This is a genomic window from Mycobacterium parascrofulaceum ATCC BAA-614 (assembly GCF_000164135.1).
GTDB lineage: Bacteria > Actinomycetota > Actinomycetes > Mycobacteriales > Mycobacteriaceae > Mycobacterium > Mycobacterium parascrofulaceum.
In genome coordinates this window covers 67795-83880 of record NZ_GG770553.1, presented here as the reverse complement: position 1 = coordinate 83880, position 16086 = coordinate 67795, and the positions used below count along the sequence as shown (strand labels likewise).

General features: G+C 68.1%; 16 protein-coding genes. 5 read left to right on the top strand and 11 right to left on the bottom strand.

Annotated elements, in window-relative coordinates:
• Positions 1–5: 5 nt before the first annotated feature.
• From HMPREF0591_RS00450 to HMPREF0591_RS00410, 9 genes are all read right to left on the bottom strand, one after another.
• Positions 6–425 carry a ketosteroid isomerase family protein gene (locus HMPREF0591_RS00450; protein WP_007166400.1) on the bottom strand — a complete coding sequence of 140 codons (420 nt, stop codon included), beginning with the start codon at positions 423–425 and terminating at the stop codon, positions 6–8.
• Between the two features lie 17 nt (positions 426–442).
• Positions 443–2497 carry an FAD-dependent oxidoreductase gene (locus tag HMPREF0591_RS00445; RefSeq protein ID WP_007166399.1) on the bottom strand — a complete coding sequence of 685 codons (2055 nt, stop codon included), beginning with the start codon at positions 2495–2497 and terminating at the stop codon, positions 443–445.
• Positions 2498–2518: 21 nt separating this feature from the next.
• The gene (locus HMPREF0591_RS00440) at positions 2519–3646 is read right to left on the bottom strand and encodes an NDMA-dependent alcohol dehydrogenase (RefSeq protein ID WP_007166398.1); all 1128 of its coding nucleotides are present in this window, start codon (positions 3644–3646) and stop codon (positions 2519–2521) included.
• A gap of 142 nt (positions 3647–3788) precedes the next feature.
• Positions 3789–4328 (bottom strand): hypothetical protein, encoded by a 540-nt coding sequence (locus HMPREF0591_RS00435; protein WP_007166397.1) that lies wholly within the window; start codon positions 4326–4328, stop codon positions 3789–3791.
• Positions 4328–4537, bottom strand: coding sequence for a ferredoxin (locus tag HMPREF0591_RS00430; protein ID WP_007166396.1), 210 nt, complete (start codon positions 4535–4537; stop codon positions 4328–4330). The genes HMPREF0591_RS00435 and HMPREF0591_RS00430 overlap by 1 nt, the downstream gene beginning before the upstream one ends.
• Positions 4538–4540: 3 nt before the next feature.
• Positions 4541–5899, bottom strand: a complete 1359-nt coding sequence (locus HMPREF0591_RS00425; protein ID WP_007166395.1) for a cytochrome P450 — start codon at positions 5897–5899, stop codon at positions 4541–4543.
• Positions 5896–6720 carry an SDR family oxidoreductase gene (locus HMPREF0591_RS00420; protein WP_007166394.1) on the bottom strand — a complete coding sequence of 275 codons (825 nt, stop codon included), beginning with the start codon at positions 6718–6720 and terminating at the stop codon, positions 5896–5898. Before HMPREF0591_RS00420 ends, HMPREF0591_RS00425 begins: the two co-directional genes overlap by 4 nt.
• Entirely contained in the window at positions 6721–7938 is a 1218-nt protein-coding gene (locus HMPREF0591_RS00415; RefSeq protein WP_007166393.1) for a cytochrome P450, read from the bottom strand. It lies immediately after the preceding gene.
• On the bottom strand, positions 7935–8573 hold the full coding sequence (locus tag HMPREF0591_RS00410; protein ID WP_007166392.1) for a TetR/AcrR family transcriptional regulator: 639 nt from the start codon (positions 8571–8573) through the stop codon (positions 7935–7937). Before HMPREF0591_RS00410 ends, HMPREF0591_RS00415 begins: the two co-directional genes overlap by 4 nt.
• Positions 8574–8783: 210 nt before the next feature.
• Here HMPREF0591_RS00410 and HMPREF0591_RS00405 point away from each other — a divergent pair, with 210 nt between their 5' ends.
• From HMPREF0591_RS00405 to purD, 5 genes are all read left to right on the top strand, one after another.
• A complete protein-coding gene (locus HMPREF0591_RS00405) occupies positions 8784–10250 on the top strand; it encodes an aldehyde dehydrogenase (RefSeq protein WP_007166391.1) in 1467 nt (488 codons plus the stop codon).
• An 18-nt stretch (positions 10251–10268) separates the two neighbouring features.
• Entirely contained in the window at positions 10269–11018 is a 750-nt protein-coding gene (locus tag HMPREF0591_RS00400; protein WP_007166390.1) for an SDR family oxidoreductase, read from the top strand.
• Positions 11015–11872 carry an NAD(P)-dependent oxidoreductase gene (locus HMPREF0591_RS00395; protein ID WP_007166389.1) on the top strand — a complete coding sequence of 286 codons (858 nt, stop codon included), beginning with the start codon at positions 11015–11017 and terminating at the stop codon, positions 11870–11872. Before HMPREF0591_RS00400 ends, HMPREF0591_RS00395 begins: the two co-directional genes overlap by 4 nt.
• Positions 11872–12306 (top strand): carboxymuconolactone decarboxylase family protein, encoded by a 435-nt coding sequence (locus HMPREF0591_RS00390; protein WP_007166388.1) that lies wholly within the window; start codon positions 11872–11874, stop codon positions 12304–12306. The genes HMPREF0591_RS00395 and HMPREF0591_RS00390 overlap by 1 nt, the downstream gene beginning before the upstream one ends.
• A gap of 100 nt (positions 12307–12406) precedes the next feature.
• Positions 12407–13675, top strand: coding sequence for a phosphoribosylamine--glycine ligase (gene purD / locus HMPREF0591_RS00385; RefSeq protein ID WP_007166387.1), 1269 nt, complete (start codon positions 12407–12409; stop codon positions 13673–13675).
• On the opposite strand, the gene HMPREF0591_RS00380 is transcribed toward purD, so the two are convergent.
• Both HMPREF0591_RS00380 and HMPREF0591_RS00375 read right to left on the bottom strand, forming a co-directional pair.
• Positions 13672–15255, bottom strand: a complete 1584-nt coding sequence (locus tag HMPREF0591_RS00380; protein ID WP_040621563.1) for a gamma-glutamyltransferase family protein — start codon at positions 15253–15255, stop codon at positions 13672–13674. The two genes, purD and HMPREF0591_RS00380, sit on opposite strands and share 4 nt — an antisense overlap.
• Positions 15256–15352: 97 nt before the next feature.
• On the bottom strand, positions 15353–16086 hold a 734-nt coding region (locus HMPREF0591_RS00375; protein ID WP_007166385.1), incomplete at its 5' end, for an alpha/beta hydrolase-fold protein.

The window sequence follows — 16086 nt, the reverse complement described above, 5'->3', positions numbered from 1 at the left end:
CGGCGTCAGTCCTCCTGGCCGAATTCCATGACGTCGAGGTTCCAGTAGCCACGCATGTTGGTGATGAGCCCCGCTTCGTTGACCTTATAGGTGAACACCCCACGCACCTTGCTGGTTACGCCGCCCTCAAACTTGCTCTGCAGCACCAGGATATGCGCGATCTCGTCGGGTGAGCTCGACGGGAAAGTCTCTTCGCACGTGATGGTCAGCTGATTCTTGGCGATGTTGTTGTCGAAGAACTCGCCGACGGCTGCCTTGCCGCGCACGCCGGTGCCGTCGGGGTTGGTGACCGACTTGCCGATGGGGTCTTCGATCACGACATCGTCGGTCATCAGCGCCAGCCAGCCATCGCGGTCTTTGCCTTGCGCGCAGCGCCAGGACGACTGCGACGCGGTTAGTGCCGGGGATTGAGCGGTTTGGGTCATGGTTATCTCTCCTGTCACTAGATCGCGCACGCGGCGCGCGCGCCTTCCTCGGTGGCTTTGCGGATCAGCCCCAGCCCGGTGCAGTCGCCGGCGGCGTAGACCTCGGCGCCGGTCAGGGCGGCGACCAGCGCGTCGAACAAGGTGGTGTCGGGCTCGACCGTGCCGGCCAGCACGACGCTGTCGGCCCGCAGTTGCCGGGTGGTACCGCCGACGGGGGTGAACACCACCGCTTCGGTGGTGAGCCGTTCCACGGTCGCCCGGACGTGCACCGTGACGCCCAGCCGATCGAGGCGATCCATGTGTTCAGTCTTGCGCTTGTTGCCCACTTCCGGGGCAATGTCCTTGCCAGACTCGAGGATCGACACCAGCCGGCCCCGGCTCGCCAGGAATTCGGCCAGTTCCAGGGCGACCAGGTCGCCGCCGACGATCGCGACCCGGCGCCCGACCGGCATCCAGGCGCGGCTGGCCAGCCGGACCGCGGCCGGGCGTACCAGCCGCTGCCGCCACCCGGCGAGCGCGGACGCGCCCAGTCGCTGCCAGGCCGGTGCGCCGGAGTCCGCTCGGCCGCCCAGCATTTCGCGGAGCCCGTGCCCGGTGCGCACGTGCGGCAGGTCCGACCCGGGGATCGCCGGCAGGGTGACCCGGCCGCCGGTGGCCACCACCACCGCGTCCGGGGCGGCGTCGACGATGTCCCGAGCCGAGACGGCATGGCCCAGATGTACCTGCGCGCCACTGAGCTTGACCTCGTCGCGCAGGTAGCGCAGGAAGGGCTGGTTCTCCGGGTGCAGGACCGCCGCCCAGCGCAGGGCGCCACCCAGCGCGGCGCCGCGCTCGAAAAGCGTGACGCGGTGGCCTCGTTCGGCGGCGACCCGGGCCGCCTCCAGCCCGGCGGGTCCGCCGCCGATCACCACCACCCGTTTGGAGCGCGCGGCGCGAGCCGCCGACAACTCCCGCTCCTTTCCCGTGCGGGGATTGACGGCGCAGTCGACGGAGAAGCGCTGTTCCATTGCGTCGATGCAGTTTTCGCAGGATATGCACCGGCGGATCCGGTGTGCCTGCCCATCGCGCAACTTGCGCGGCAGGTCGGGGTCGGCCAGCAGCGGGCGCCCCATGGCGATGAAGTCGGCGCGTCCGTCGGCCAGGATCCGTTCGGCCCGGGCCGGATCGTGGATGCGGCCGACGGCTATCACCGGCACGTCGACAACCTGCTTGACCGCCGCCGCGGCCCCGACGTTGAGCTCGTCGCCGTCGTCGGCGCCGTTGACCATCCCGGTCACCAGCCGATCGATGACCCCGCCGCTGACGTGGAACGCATTGACGCCCGCGGCGACGAAAGCCGGCGCCAACTGCGCGGTGTCGAAGATGGGCCGGCCGCCGGCGACCCGCTCGTAGCCGGAGATGCGCAACGTGATCGGCAAGGTGTCGCCGATCTCGGAGCGGATCGCGGCCAGCGCGTCGAGTACCACCCGCGCCCGGCCGCGCGCCGAGTCGCCGCGGTAGTCGTCGGTGCGCCGATTGCGTTGCGGCGCCAGGAAAGAGCCCAACAACATGTAACCGTGGGCAGCGTGCAACTCGATGCCGTCGTAGCCGGCCGCGACGGCCCGCCGCGCGGCGGCCTTGAACAGATCGAGCACCTCGCACAGCTGTTGCTTGCTGATCTCGACCGACGGGCGCCCGGTGAGGTAGGAGGGGATCACCGACGGGCCCACCGACGGCAGGCCGAAGATCTCGGGTCCCAGCCCGTCGGGCCCCGCGTGCACGATCTGAGGCTGGATCTTGGCGCCGTGCTCGTGGACCACTTCCACGAGCGCCCGGTGGGCGCCGACCGACTCGTCGGTGGCCAGGTGCAGCCCCCCGGGCGTCTCGGGGTGATGGTGGTCGATCCCCGTGGCGCCCAGCGTAATCAGGCCGACGCCGCCCCTGGCGCGGGCGGCGAAGTAATCGCGGGTGCGCTCCGACGGCAGCCCCTCCGGCGTGCCGTACATGGTCTCCATCGGAGACATGACGACGCGATTGCGCACCGACATGGCGCCGATGCGTCCCGGCGCCATCAGGTGACCGAACCCGGTCACTCGCGACTCAGCGGGTGGGGGCTACCGGTCGGCGTCCGTGTACCGGATGACGCCGCGAATGTTCTTGCCGTCCAGCATGTCCTGGTAACCCTCGTTGATCTGTTCCAGGCGGTACTGGGTGGTGACCATGTCGTCCAGATTCAGCTTGCCGGCCTTGTACATCGACAGCAGCTGCGGGATGTCGTACTGCGGGTTGCCGCCACCGAAGATGGTGCCCTGCAGGTTCTTCTGCATCAGGGTGAGCATCGCCAGGTTCAGGTTGACGTTGGTGTCCAGCAGGCTGCCGATGGCGGTCAGCACGCAGGTGCCGCCCTTCTGGGTGATGTTGAGGTAGTTGTCGACGTCGGCGCCGTGCAGCTCACCGACCGTGACGACGACCTTGTGGGCCATCAGGCCGTAGGTGACCTCCATGATGCCCATCAGCGCCGCGTTGATGTCGGGATAGACGTGGGTGGCACCGAATTTCAGCGCCTGGTCCCGCTTCCACTCGACCGGGTCGATCGCGAAGATGTAGCGGGCACCGGCGTTGACCGCGCCCTGCAGCGCCGCCATGCCGACCCCACCGACACCGACGATGGCGACGTCTTGGCCCGGGCGGATGTCGGCGGTGCGGACCGCCGAGCCGTAGCCGGTGGTGACGCCGCAGCCGACCAGGGCGGCCACCTCGAAGGGAACGGACGGGTCGATCTTCACGACCGAACTGCGGTGCACCACCATGTACGGGGAGAACGTGCCCAGCAGCGTCATGGGGAAGACGTCCTGGCCGCGGGCCTGGATGCGGAACGTGCCGTCCGATACCGCGGCGCCGCCGAGTAGGCCGGCCCCCAGGTCACAAAGGTTGCGCATGCCGGCCTGACACGTCGGGCATTGCCCGCAGGACGGAATGAAGGAGAGCACCACGTGGTCGCCCGGGGCGATGTCCTCGACGCCCGGACCCACCTCGGTGACGATGCCGGCGCCCTCATGCCCGCCGAGCACCGGGAAGCCGGCCATCGGGATTCCGCCGGTGACGAGGTGATGATCGGAGTGGCACATGCCCGCCGCTTCCATCTGGATCTTGACCTCGTGCGCTTGCGGGTCGCCGATCTCGATTTCCTCGATGGACCAGGGCTGGTTGAACTCCCAGATCAGTGCGCCTTTTGTCTTCACGATGGACCTGACCCCATTTCGTCTTTGAATCGATCAGAGCTGCCCGGCCCCTTCATGCCGGCCAACTTGGTGACGGGCGCCACAGGCACCCTTGTCGCGTCAGCATAGCGCGTGCAACAAATCAAATGCTTGGTTGGTCCGATCACCAGATAGGAACAGGGGCCTGGCCAAGCGGGTAGTAGCCGGGCAGCTTCTCGCCGGCGATGCTGCGCTCGATGCGCCTCTGCATGCCGGCGGACAGGTCACCCGACTCGATGAGCGTCGCGAACATCTTCGCGACGTGACCGAAGTCGAAGAAGTCCCGCTGCCACTCGATGAGGTTGTCGGCGTTGAGGCGGAACCAGCTGCCCCCGATGCCGTAGATCTCGTCCTGGGTGCCGTCGGACTTGTTGACGATCTGCTTCCAGAAACCGACGATCTCGCCCTGCTTCTCGTCGATGAGCACCTTCTGGTACTCGTACACCCAGTTCTCCAGGCCCTCCATCTCCAGGCCGAGCGCGATGTCGCGGATCTCGTCGACGCCGACACACATCACGTCTTCCTTGGGACCGATGTTCCAGCCATAGGTGGCGTCCCGGGCGTAGAAGTCCGCCAACGGCCGCCAGTCACCGGCCTTCTCGCAGTCCTTGTTGGCTTGCAGCCACCGATCGACCCATGCCTCGAGTTCCTCGCGAGACGCCATTATTGGTCTTCTTTCTCTCTGATGAACAGTGCTTGCGTTGGGCACATATCGACCGCGCGTTCGATTTCCTCGCGGGCGTCTTCGGGCGGTTCGGGGTCGAGGATCTCGACCTTGCCCCGCTTGGGCACCCGGAAGTAGTCGGGCGCCTCCAGTTCGCACATGGCGTGGCCCTGGCACAGGTCCAGGTCGGCTTCGACTCGAAAACCCATGAGTTATCCGGCTTTCCGCTTGCGGTAGCGCACCTTGGCCGGCCGGGCAAGCTGGACGACCATCTTGGAGTGGTCGTTGTGATAGCTGTCGGCCGGCTGAGCCATCTCGAATTCATACTCCCGCAACAAGACTGAGAAGATCGCCTTGATCTGCATCTGGGCGAACGCCGCGCCGACACAGCGGTGGCGGCCCGCGCCGAACGGGATCCAGGTCCACCGGTTGACGATGTCGGCCTGCTCGGGCTTGTTGTAGCGATCGGGCTTGAAAGCGTCGGGGTCGGGGAAGTCCTCGGGAATCCGGTTCGAGATCGCCGGCGACGCCGCGACGTAGTCGCCGGCGTGGATCGGGAAGCCCTCGACCTCGAACTCGCCCTTGGCGACCCGCATCAGGATGATCAGCGGCGGGTGCAGGCGCAGGGTCTCCTTGACCACGTTGTCCAGCTTCGGAATCGACCGCAGCGCATGGAAGCTCACCTCCTGGCCGTCGGCGTAGAGCTCCTCGAGCTCGGTCAGCACCTCGGCGTAGACATCCGGATGCCGGATCAGCTCGATCAACGTCCACGCCGAGGTCCCCGAACTGGTGTGGTGCCCCGCGAACATCAGCGAGATGAACATGCCGGTGACTTCGTCGGCGGAAAAGCGCGGATTGCCGTCCTCGTCCTTGATCGAGACCAACACGTCGAGCATGTCGCGGTCGGCCTTGTCCTTCGGTGGATTGGCCAGCCGCTGGTCCATGATCTCCTGCACCAGCGCGACGAGCTTGACGCGCGCCTCGTCACGCCGCTTGAAGCTCTCGATCGGCAGGTAGGGATCGACGTAGCACAGCGGGTCGGTGCCGCGTTCCAGCTCGTGGTAGTACTCGGCGAACCGGTGGTCGAGCTGTTCACGGAACTTCAGCCCGATCAGGCACGCCGTCGAGGTGTAGATGGTCAGCTCCGCGAAGAAGTCGAGCAGCTCGATCTCGCCTTCGTCGCCCCAGTCGGCGATCATCTTCTTGACCTCGCCCTCGATGGTGGTGGCGTGGCCCTTCATCTGCTCGCCGCGCAGCGCCGAGTTGTGCAACATCTCCTTGCGCCGCTCGGGGCTGGCGTCGAACACGACGCCCTTGCCGAAGATCGGCGTCATGAACGGGTACGCCTCGGCCTGGTCCAGATCCTCGTCCGCGGAGCGGAAGAAGAATTCGTTCGCGCCCGCGCCGGACAGCAGGATGACGTGTTTGTCGACCAGCTGGAACCAACCGACATCGCCGCACTCCTCGCGGACGCGCTTCATCAAACCGATTGGGTCGGTGCGAAATTCTTCGAGGTGACCGTGCTCTTCCTCGCCGCCGGAAACCCGCGGCACGACAGCGGTGGAAGTCATGACGGCATCCCCTCTTCGCCGAGTGCGAGCTTCTGGCGATCTTTCTTGTCGGCCAACGGGGCTTCGGGCTGCAGCTCCATGCTCGCGATGAAGCCGCCGCGCGGCGTCTCGGCGACGAACGTGATGGCGCGCGCCAGGTCCGCCGCGCGCAGGAAGTAGTCGTGGCGGGCCTGGCCCCATTTGGCCCAGTCCTCCAGCGCGGGACCGATCTTCTCCGCCGGCAGGCTCCAGCCCATCGACGTCTTGGTCGGGCCGGGGTGCACGATCGAGGCCCGCACGCCGCTGCCCTCGAGCTCCATCTGGAAGTTGGTGACCATCGCAACGAGCGCGGCCTTGGCGGCGCCGTAGGCGCCCATGTGGGGGCGCTGGCGCAGGGCGACGTCGGAGCCGACGAAGATCAGATCGCCGCGCCGGCGCTCGAGCATGCCGGGCAGCACGGTTGAGGCCAACCGGAAGGCGCCGACGAGGTGGATCTGCAGCTGGGACTCGAACTCGTCGCCTGCGATCTCGGCGAGCTTGCCGAAGTAGGTGTCGCCCGCACCGGCAACCAGCACCTCGATCTCGCCGAGCGCATCGACCGATTGCGCGACAAAGGATTTCACCGAGTTGGGGTCGGTGACGTCGAGGTGGAAGCCGACCGCCTCGCCGCCCTCGGCGTTGATCTTGCCGACGATGTCGTTGAGCTTCTCGACCCGGCGGGCGCCGAGGGCGACGGGAAAGCCGTGCGCCGCGAGTTCGATCGCGGTGGCCTCGCCGATGCCGGACGAGGCGCCGGCCACAATCACCGGGCGGCGTTCGGGCAGGGGGTCAAAGCGGGGCATTCAGCGGACCTCCACGGTCATCGGTAGGTGAGCGAATCCGCGGACATTGCTGGAGTGGACGCGGACGGCGTTGGCCTCGTCCACCTCATATCCGCGGATTCGCTTGAACAACTCGGTGAGCGCGACCCGGGCCTCCATCCGCGCCAGGTGCGCGCCCAGGCAGAAGTGTGCGCCGCTACCGAAACTCAATAGCTTGGGGCCGATTTCGCGCCCGATGACGTAGTCGTCGGGGTTTTCGAAGACCCGCTCGTCGCGATGGCCCGAACCGGGCAACAGCAGCAGCACGTCGCCCTCGGGAAGGATGGTGTCGTAGAGGGTGAGCTCCCCGACCACGGTCCGGGCGAGGATCTGGCTGGAGGTGTCGTAGCGCAGCGTCTCCTCGACCCACAACGGCACCCGGGACAGCTCGTCGTAGACGGGGGCCAGTTGGTCCGGATTCTTGTGCCCCCAAAAGGCGGCGTTCGCAAGCAGTTTGGTGGTCGTCTCGTTCCCGGCGATCACCATCAGGAACATGAACCCGAGCACCTCGTCGTCGGTGAGACGGTCACCGTCGATCTCGGCCTCCAGCAGGGCAGAGGTCAGGTCGTCGGTCAGCTTCTTGCGGCGCTCGGCCACCATCCCCTGGTAGTAGACGATCAGGTTGATCGAGGCCTCGACGGCCTCCGGCGGCACGTCGGTGACGCCTTCCGCACGGTGCATGACCCCGTCCGCCCAGGCCCGGACCTGATCGCGATCCGGTTCGGGGACACCCATCAACTCCGAGATCACGTCCATGGGCAGCTTGCCGGCGAACTCGTCGACATAGTCGACCGCGGCGCCCTCCGCCTTTGCCAGCATGGCATCGAGATGCCGGGTCGCGATCTCGGTGACGCGGGGCTCCAGTTCACGAATCCGCCTGGGTGTGAAGCCTTTCGACACCAGCGTCCGCAGCCGCAAATGAGCGGGATCGTCCATCGCCAGGAAGGACATCGTCTTGGACGCGTGCGGGCCGCGCGACGCCGGATCCAGCGAGACGCCGTACTTGTTGGACAGCGTGGTGCTGTTGCGGAACCCTTGCAGCACGTCCTGGTGCCGCGACAGCGCCCAGAACTTCAGCTCGTCGTTGCGATACAGCGGGGCCTCGTCGCGCAGCCGCTTGTAGTAGGGGTACGGGTCCTCGTGGAAGTCGTAGTCGTAGGGATCCAGGACAAGTTCGTGGTCGCCAACGTGAACGGTCATTCGGTGGTCGTCTCCTGGCTCGTCTCTTTCGCGCCGGTGAGGATCAGCCGCACCACGTAGGCCAGGCGGTCGGCGATCTCGCGGTAGGTGAATTCGCCGCTGCCGGCCTGAACCAGCGCCCCGAAGAAGGACATCTCCAGCGCGGACACGGCGGTCGGGTCGGCGTCGGGGCCCATGGCCGAGGTGATGCGGCGGTGGATCTCCGCGCCGATCCGGTCGCGCGCGGCCCGCACGGCGGGCTCGGCGCCACCGCTGAGCAACGCCGTGGTGCATGCGGCGCTGACCTCGGGCTCGTCGGCGACCACCACGGCCAGGTGGCGCAACACCTGCTCCACCCGGGTGGGCATCGGGTCGTTGACATCGGTGAAGTAGGGGACCTGGCGCACCAGGTCGAGGTAGACCTCGGCGATCAGGTGGTTCTTGGACGAGAAGTAGGTGTACGCCGTCGCCGGGGCTACCTTGGCGCGGGCTGCCACAACACGCACCGTCAGGTCGGCGTACGACTTCTCGCGCAGTGTCTCGATGCCGGCCGCGAGCACCTTGCGGAAGGTCTCCTCCTGCCGGCGGTTGCGCGCCGGCCGACCGGTCTGTTCCTCGGCGTGAGACGTCGTCGCCACCAGTGCATCGCTGGACACATGTCCAAGCTATCGGACCCCAGCGGGTGGAAGCAAGCCCGATCGCTGTATCTGCCGGTTAAGGTGCTGATTTCCGGCGCGCGGCGCGACCGGGCAGGATCGGCCCTTGCACCGCCGACGGCGCGGCGGCTATGGTTCCATCGGGCAATATCGGACAACTGTCCATTGTTTTCGCGGGCTCGATTCGGTGCGTGTAGACGGGAGCGGAAGATGGCCTTACTGGCCGACGGCGTAAGTGCTCTGTTCATCGACGGCAAGATGTCGCCCGGGGCGGCCGGTACCTTTCCGACGATCAACCCCGCGACCGAGGAAGTCCTCGGGGCGGCGGCCGACGCCGACGCCGACGACATGGGCCGCGCCATCGACGCCGCGCGGCGGGCGTTCGACGAAACGGACTGGTCGCGCAACACCGAGCTGCGGGTGCGGTGCGTGCGCCAGCTGCGCGAGGCGATGCAGCAGCACCTCGAGGAGCTGCGCGACCTGACCATCGCCGAAGTGGGGGCGCCGCGAATGCTCACGGCGATCGCCCAGCTGGAGGTCCCGGTCAACGACCTGGCCTTCGCCGCCGACACCGCCGAATCCTACGAATACAACCAGGATCTCGGCGAGGCGGCGCCGATGGGGATACCCACCCGGCGCACCATCGCCCGCGAGGCCGTCGGCGTCGTCGGCGCGATCACCCCGTGGAACTTCCCCCACCAGATCAACCTGGCCAAGATCGGGCCCGCGCTGGCCGCCGGGAACACCGTCGTCCTCAAGCCGGCCCCCGACACGCCGTGGTGCGCCGCCGTATTGGGCGAACTCATCGCCGAACACACCGACTTCCCGCCCGGCGTGATCAACATCGTCACGTCCAGCGACCACGGAGTGGGCGCGCTGTTGGCCAAAGACCCTCGGGTGGACATGGTTTCGTTCACCGGCTCGACCGCCACCGGCCGCAGCGTGATGGCCGACGGCGCCGCCACGATCAAAAAGGTCTTCCTCGAGCTGGGCGGCAAGTCGGCGTTCATCGTCCTCGACGACGCCGACCTGGGGGGCGCGGTCGGCGTGGCAGGATTCTCGGTCTGCATGCACGCCGGGCAAGGGTGCGCGATCACCACCCGGCTGGTGGTGCCCCGGGCGCGCTACGACGAAGCCGTCGCCATCGCGGCCGCAACGATGGGGGGCATCAAGGCCGGCGACCCCACCGACCCCGGAACCATCTGCGGCCCGGTGATTTCCGCCCGCCAGCGCGACCGCATACAGGGCTATCTCGACTCGGCCATCGCCGAGGGCGGGACGTTCGCCTGCGGCGGCGGGCGGCCGGCCGACCGCGACGTCGGATTCTTCATCGAGCCCACCGTGATCGCGGGGCTGGGCAACGACGCCCGCTGCGCGCGCGAGGAGATCTTCGGTCCCGTCCTGACGGTGATCCCGCACGACGGCGACGACGACGCCGTGCGCATCGCCAACGACTCGCCATACGGGTTGTCGGGCACCGTGTTCGGCGCCGACCGCGACAGGGCGGCGCGGGTCGCCGCGCGGGTGCGCGCGGGCACGATCAATGTCAACGGCGGCGTGTGGTACTCGGCCGACGCACCCTTCGGCGGCTACAAGCAGTCCGGAAACGGGCGCGAGATGGGCCTGGCCGGATTCGAGGAGTACCTGGAAATCAAGACCATCGCGACAGCGGTTTAACCGAAGGAGCTGCGGAGCATGAGATTCGAGAACAAGGTCGCCATCGTCACCGGCTCCGGTGGCGGCATCGGCCAGGCGTACGCCGAGGCGCTGGCCCGCGAGGGTGCCGCGGTCGTCGTGGCCGACATCAATGCGGAGGCGGCCGAGGGGGTGGCCAAGCAGATCGCCGCGGACGGCGGCACGGCCATCAGCGTCCCGGTCGACGTGTCCGACCCGGCGTCGGCCAAGGCGATGGCCGATCGCACGCTGGCGGAGTTCGGCGGCATCGACTACCTCGTGAACAACGCCGCCATCTTCGGTGGCATGAAACTGGACTTCCTGCTCACCATCGATCCCGAGTACTACAAGAAGTTCATGAGCGTCAACCTCGACGGCGCGTTGTGGTGCACGCGCGCCGTTTACAAAAAGATGGTTAAGCGCGGCGGCGGGGCGATCGTGAACCAGTCGTCGACCGCGGCGTGGTTGTACTCGAACTACTACGGCCTGGCCAAGGTCGGCATCAACGGCCTGACGCAGCAGCTATCCCGTGAGCTGGGCGGCCAGAACATCCGGATCAACGCGATCGCGCCGGGGCCGATCGACACCGAGGCCAACCGCACCACCACCCCGCAAGAGATGGTTGCCGACATCGTCAAAGGACTTCCCCTGTCGCGCATGGGAACTCCCGAAGACCTGGTGGGAATGTGCCTGTTCTTGCTCTCCGATGAGGCGTCGTGGATCACGGGGCAGATCTTCAACGTTGACGGCGGGCAGATAATCCGGTCATGAGTCAAGACTTGAAGCTGGGCTACATCGGTTTGGGCAACATGGGCGCGCCGATGGCCACGAAGATGACCGAGTGGCCGGGCGGGGTGACGGTTTACGACATCCGCACGGAGGCGATGACGCCGCTGGCCGAGAAGGGCGCCGGCCTGGCCGACAGCGTCGCCGACGTCGCCGCCGCCGACATCATCCACATCACCGTGCTCAACGACGCCCAGGTGCGGGAGGTCGTCGGTGAGCTGGCGGCCCACGCCAAGCCCGGCACCGTCATCGCGATCCATTCGACCATCAGCGACACCACCGCCGTCGAGCTGGCGGCCGAACACAAACCACATGGCATCCACGTCGTCGATGCACCCGTCAGCGGCGGTGCGGCCGCTGCCGCGAAAGGTGAGCTGGCCACGATGGTCGGAGCCGATCGCGAGGTGTACGAGCGGATCAAGCCGGCGTTCAAACACTGGGCCGCCGTGGTCATCCACGCCGGCGGGCCGGGGGCGGGGACGCGAATGAAGCTGGCCCGCAACATGTTGACGTTCACGTCGTACGTGGCGGCGTGCGAAGCCATGAAACTGGCCGAGGCCGCGGGGCTGGATCTGCAGGCGCTGGGCCGGGTGGTGCGCCACACCGACGCCCTCACCGGCGGGCCGGGAGCGATCATGGTCCGCGACGACATGAAAGACCTTGACCCGGGGCATTTCCTGTATCAGCCGTTCCTGCACACCCGGGGCCTCGGCGAGAAGGACCTGAGCCTGGCCCTGGCGCTGGGCGGGGCGGTGTCCGTCGACTTGCCGCTGGCGCGGCTGGCGTACGAGGGGCTGGCGGCCGGCCTCGGGGTACCACACACAGAGAAAGAGGCGTGATGGACGAGATTCGCCGCAGGGGCCTCGAGAAGATGAACGAGGTCTACGGCTGGGAGATGCCCAACATCGAGGGCGACGCGTACTTCGACCTGACCGTCGACCACCTGTTCGGCAGCATCTGGACGCGACCGGGATTGTCGATGCGCGACAAGCGCATCATGACGCTGACGGCGGTGACGGCGGTCGGGAATCGCGACCTGGCCGAGATCCAGATCAACGCCGCGTTGCTCAACGGGGAGCTCACCGAGACCGAGCTGAAGGAGATGGCGGTCTTCCTCACCCACTACCTCGGGTTCCCGCTGGGCTCGGCGCTCAACGGGGCCGTCGACGCCGTCGTCGCCAAGCGCAAGAAGGCCGCGGCCAAGGGCGCCGGTGAGGACAAGAAGGCCAACGTGGACGCCGCCGTCAACATGCACAGGGGCAAGGCCGACTAGCTTCGGCGAGCAGACGCAAAATCGCACGTTCCGAGTCGAAACCGTGCGATTTTGCGACTGCTCGCGGTGATGACGGACCGCCCGGCTACTCTGACGTGTCGTGCGAGTCCTGGTGATCGGTTCCGGTGCCCGAGAGCACGCGCTGCTGCTGGCGCTCCGGAAAGACCCGCAGGTCACGGCCCTATGGGTGGCTCCCGGCAACGCCGGCACCGCCCGAGTGGCCGAGCAGCACGACGTCGACGTCACCTCGGGCGCCGACGTCGTCGCCCTCGCCCGAGAGGTCCGGGCCGACCTGGTGGTGATCGGTCCCGAGGTGCCGTTGGTGCTCGGGGTGGCCGACGCGCTGCGCGCCGCCGGCATCGTCTGCTTCGGCCCCAGCAAGGATGCCGCCCGCATCGAGGGGTCGAAGGCGTTCGCCAAGGAGGTCATGGCCGCGGCCGGCGTGCGTACCGCGGCCAGCGAAACCGTGGACAGTCCGGCCCATTTGGACGCCGCGCTGGACCGGTTCGGCCCTCCGGCCGGTGACCCGGCCTGGGTGGTCAAGGACGACCGTTTGGCCGCCGGCAAGGGCGTGGTGGTGACCGCGGATCGCGGCATCGCCCGGGCGCACGCCGCCGAACTGCTCGAGGCGGGCCACCCGGTGCTGCTGGAGTCCTATCTGGACGGCCCCGAGGTCTCGCTGTTCTGCGTGGTCGACGGCGAGACCGTGGTGCCGTTGCTGCCGGCGCAGGACTTCAAGCGCGTCGGCGAGGGCGACACCGGTCCCAACACCGGCGGCATGGGCGCCTACGCGCCCCTGCCCTGGCTTCCCGACGAGGTGTACCGCGACATCGTCGCCAACATCGTGGAACCCGTTGCGGCTGAGTTGGTCCGGCGCGACAGCCCGTTCTGCGGGTTGCTGTACGTCGGCCTGGCGATCACCGCCGGCGGCCCGGCCGTGGTCGAATTCAACTGCCGGTTCGGCGATCCCGAAACCCAGGCCGTCCTGGCGCTGCTGGAATCGCCGCTCGGACAGCTGCTGTACGCGGCGGGCACCGGCAAACTGGCCGAGTTGGGCGAGTTGCGCTGGCGGGAGGGGGCGGCCGTCACGGTGGTGCTGGCGGCGGAGAACTATCCCGGACGGCCCCGGGTCGGGGATGTGGTCACCGGCGCCGAGGCCGAGGGAGTGCTGCACGCGGGCACGGCGCGTCGTGACGACGGCGAGGTGGTGTCGTCGGGGGGCCGCGTCCTGTCGGTGGTGGGCACCGGCGCCGACCTCGCCGCCGCGCGGGCGCAGGCATACGAGCTCATGCGGTCGATCCGCTTGCCGGGCAGCCACTTTCGAGGCGACATCGCGCTGCTGGCCGCGGAGGGCAGGATCAGCGTCTAGATACCGGCGGCCTGGCCGTCGCGGCGGGGATCGCTCGCGGCACAATAGCCGCCGTCCAGACGCCAGATCGCCTGGCAGCTGCCGAACTGGTTGTAGTCGTCGACCGCCACCAGGTCGTGACCGCGGCGCCGAAGCTCGTCGAGCGTCGCGACCGGAAAACCCCTCTCGCAGGCGACCTGCAAACCCTGCACCCACCGGAACCGGGGGCCGTCGCACGCGGCCTGCGGATTCTGTCCGTAATCGGCGATGCGCACCATCACCTGCGTGTGGCCCTGGGGTTGCATCGTTCCGCCCATCACGCCGAAGCTCATCACCGGGGCGCCGTCTTTGGTGACGAAGCCCGGGATGATGGTGTGGTAGGGGCGTTTGGCGGGGCCCACCCGATTCGGATGACCTTCCGCCGCGACGAAATTGGCGCCGCGGTTCTGCAGCGAGATCCCAGTGCCCGGCACCACGACGCCGGATCCGAACCCCATGTAGTTCGACTGGATCATCGACACCATCATGCCCGCGGCGTCCGCGGCGGTCAGGTACACCGTTCCGCCGCCCGGCGTGCCCGCGGACGCCGGCTTCGCCCGCCGGTGATCGATCAGGGCGGCGCGTTGCCGCAGGTATTCGGTGTCCAGCAGCTCCTCCGGGCGCAGCGGCATGTGCTCGATGTCGGCGACGTAGGCCTCCGCGTCGGCGAACGCCAGCTTCACCGCTTCGATCTGCAGGTGCACACTGTCCGCGGAATCGACTGGGAACGAGGCGATGTCGAAGTGCTCCAGGATCCCCAGGGCGATCAGGGCCACGATGCCGTGGCCGTTGGGCGGGATCTCGTGGACGGTATACCCGCGGTAGCCGGCGGCGATGGTGTCCACCCAGTCGGCGCGATGAGCGGCGAGGTCGCTGGCCCGCATGACGCCCGCGCTGGCGAGTGAGTGCGCCTCGAGCCGGGCGGCCAGCTCTCCCCGGTAGAACGCCTCGCCGTTGGTCGCGGCGATCATCTCCAGGGATGCGGCCTGCTCGGTCAACCGGAACAGCTCACCGGGTTTCGGCGCCCGCCCGGCGGGCATGAACGCGGCGGCGAAGCCGGGCTGCTTTTCGAACAGCGGAATCTGCGCCGCCCACTGCCCGGCGACGATGGGCGAGACTAGGAAACCGTTGTGCGCATAGTGAATTGCCGGCTCAAACAGTGTTTCGAACGGCAGCTTGCCGAACTTGGCGTGTAGTTCGGACCATGCGGACACCGCGCCGGGCACCGTGACCGCGTTCCAGCCGACCAAGGGAATGGCGTTGCCGCCGAAGTACTCCGGTGTCCAAGCGGCGGGCGAACGCCCGGACGCGTTCAGCCCATGCAGTTGCCGGCCGTCCCACACGATGGCGAAGGCATCCGAGCCGATACCGTTGGAGACGGGCTCTACCACCGTGAGGGCGATGGCGGTGGCGATTGCGGCGTCCACGGCGCTTCCGCCCTCGGCGAGCATCCGAAGGCCCGCCTGGGCGGCCAGCGGTTGTGACGTGCACACGACGTTTTCGGCCAGGACGGGCTTTCGTGGCCAGGCATACGGGAAGGTCCAGTCGAAAGGTGCGGTCACCTTCGCGAGGGTAGCGCTGGCGTGACGCTCGGTGCCCGGCGCCGCGCTAGCGTGACGCTCGATGGCCAAGGCGCGTGACGCTCGATGCCAAGCGCAGTCAGGCCGTCAGCAGCGGCGCCATCCAGGTCAGCTCGGCCGGCAGTTGCGAACTCCAGAACTGCCCGTTGTGCCCCCCGGGCGAGAAGCCGCCCGCGGGCGGATGGGGCAGTTGCGCAACGAACTGCTTGGTCGCGGCGTAGAACGGATCGCTGTCGCCGCAATCGACCCGGATGGGAATCGATGCCAGCGCCGGCATCCCGAACACCGAATTCGCCGCGAAGTCGTCGGGCCCGTCGAACGCGCCGGGTGCCGCCGCCCCCAGGGAGAGCCACAGTGCGGGGCTGACCGCGCAGATCGCCGCGGTGCGTGCCGGACCCAGCCGGCCGCCGAGCAGCAACGCGCCGTAGCCGCCCATCGACCAGCCGAGGAACGCCACCCGCGAGGTGTCCAGGTTCTGCCCGCCCAGCATCGGGATGAGCTCGTCGAGCACCATCGCCCCGCTGTCCTCGCCGGACGCCCGCTTGTGCCAATAACTGCCGCCGCCGTCGACCGCGACGACCGCAAACGGTGGCAGACCCGCGTCGACGGCCTGGGCAAGACCTTGCTCGACGCCGCCGGCCATCACCGTGGATGCGTCGCTGCCCTTGCCGTGCAGCGCGATCACCGGTCGCAGCGCCTTGGTTTGGCCCGGCGGACGCGCGATGGCCCAGTTGGTGTTGATGCCGCCGCGCGCCGCCGAGACGAACGAACCCGTCACCATCGTGGGCGCGGGCTGGCCGGGGGGAGCCGGCT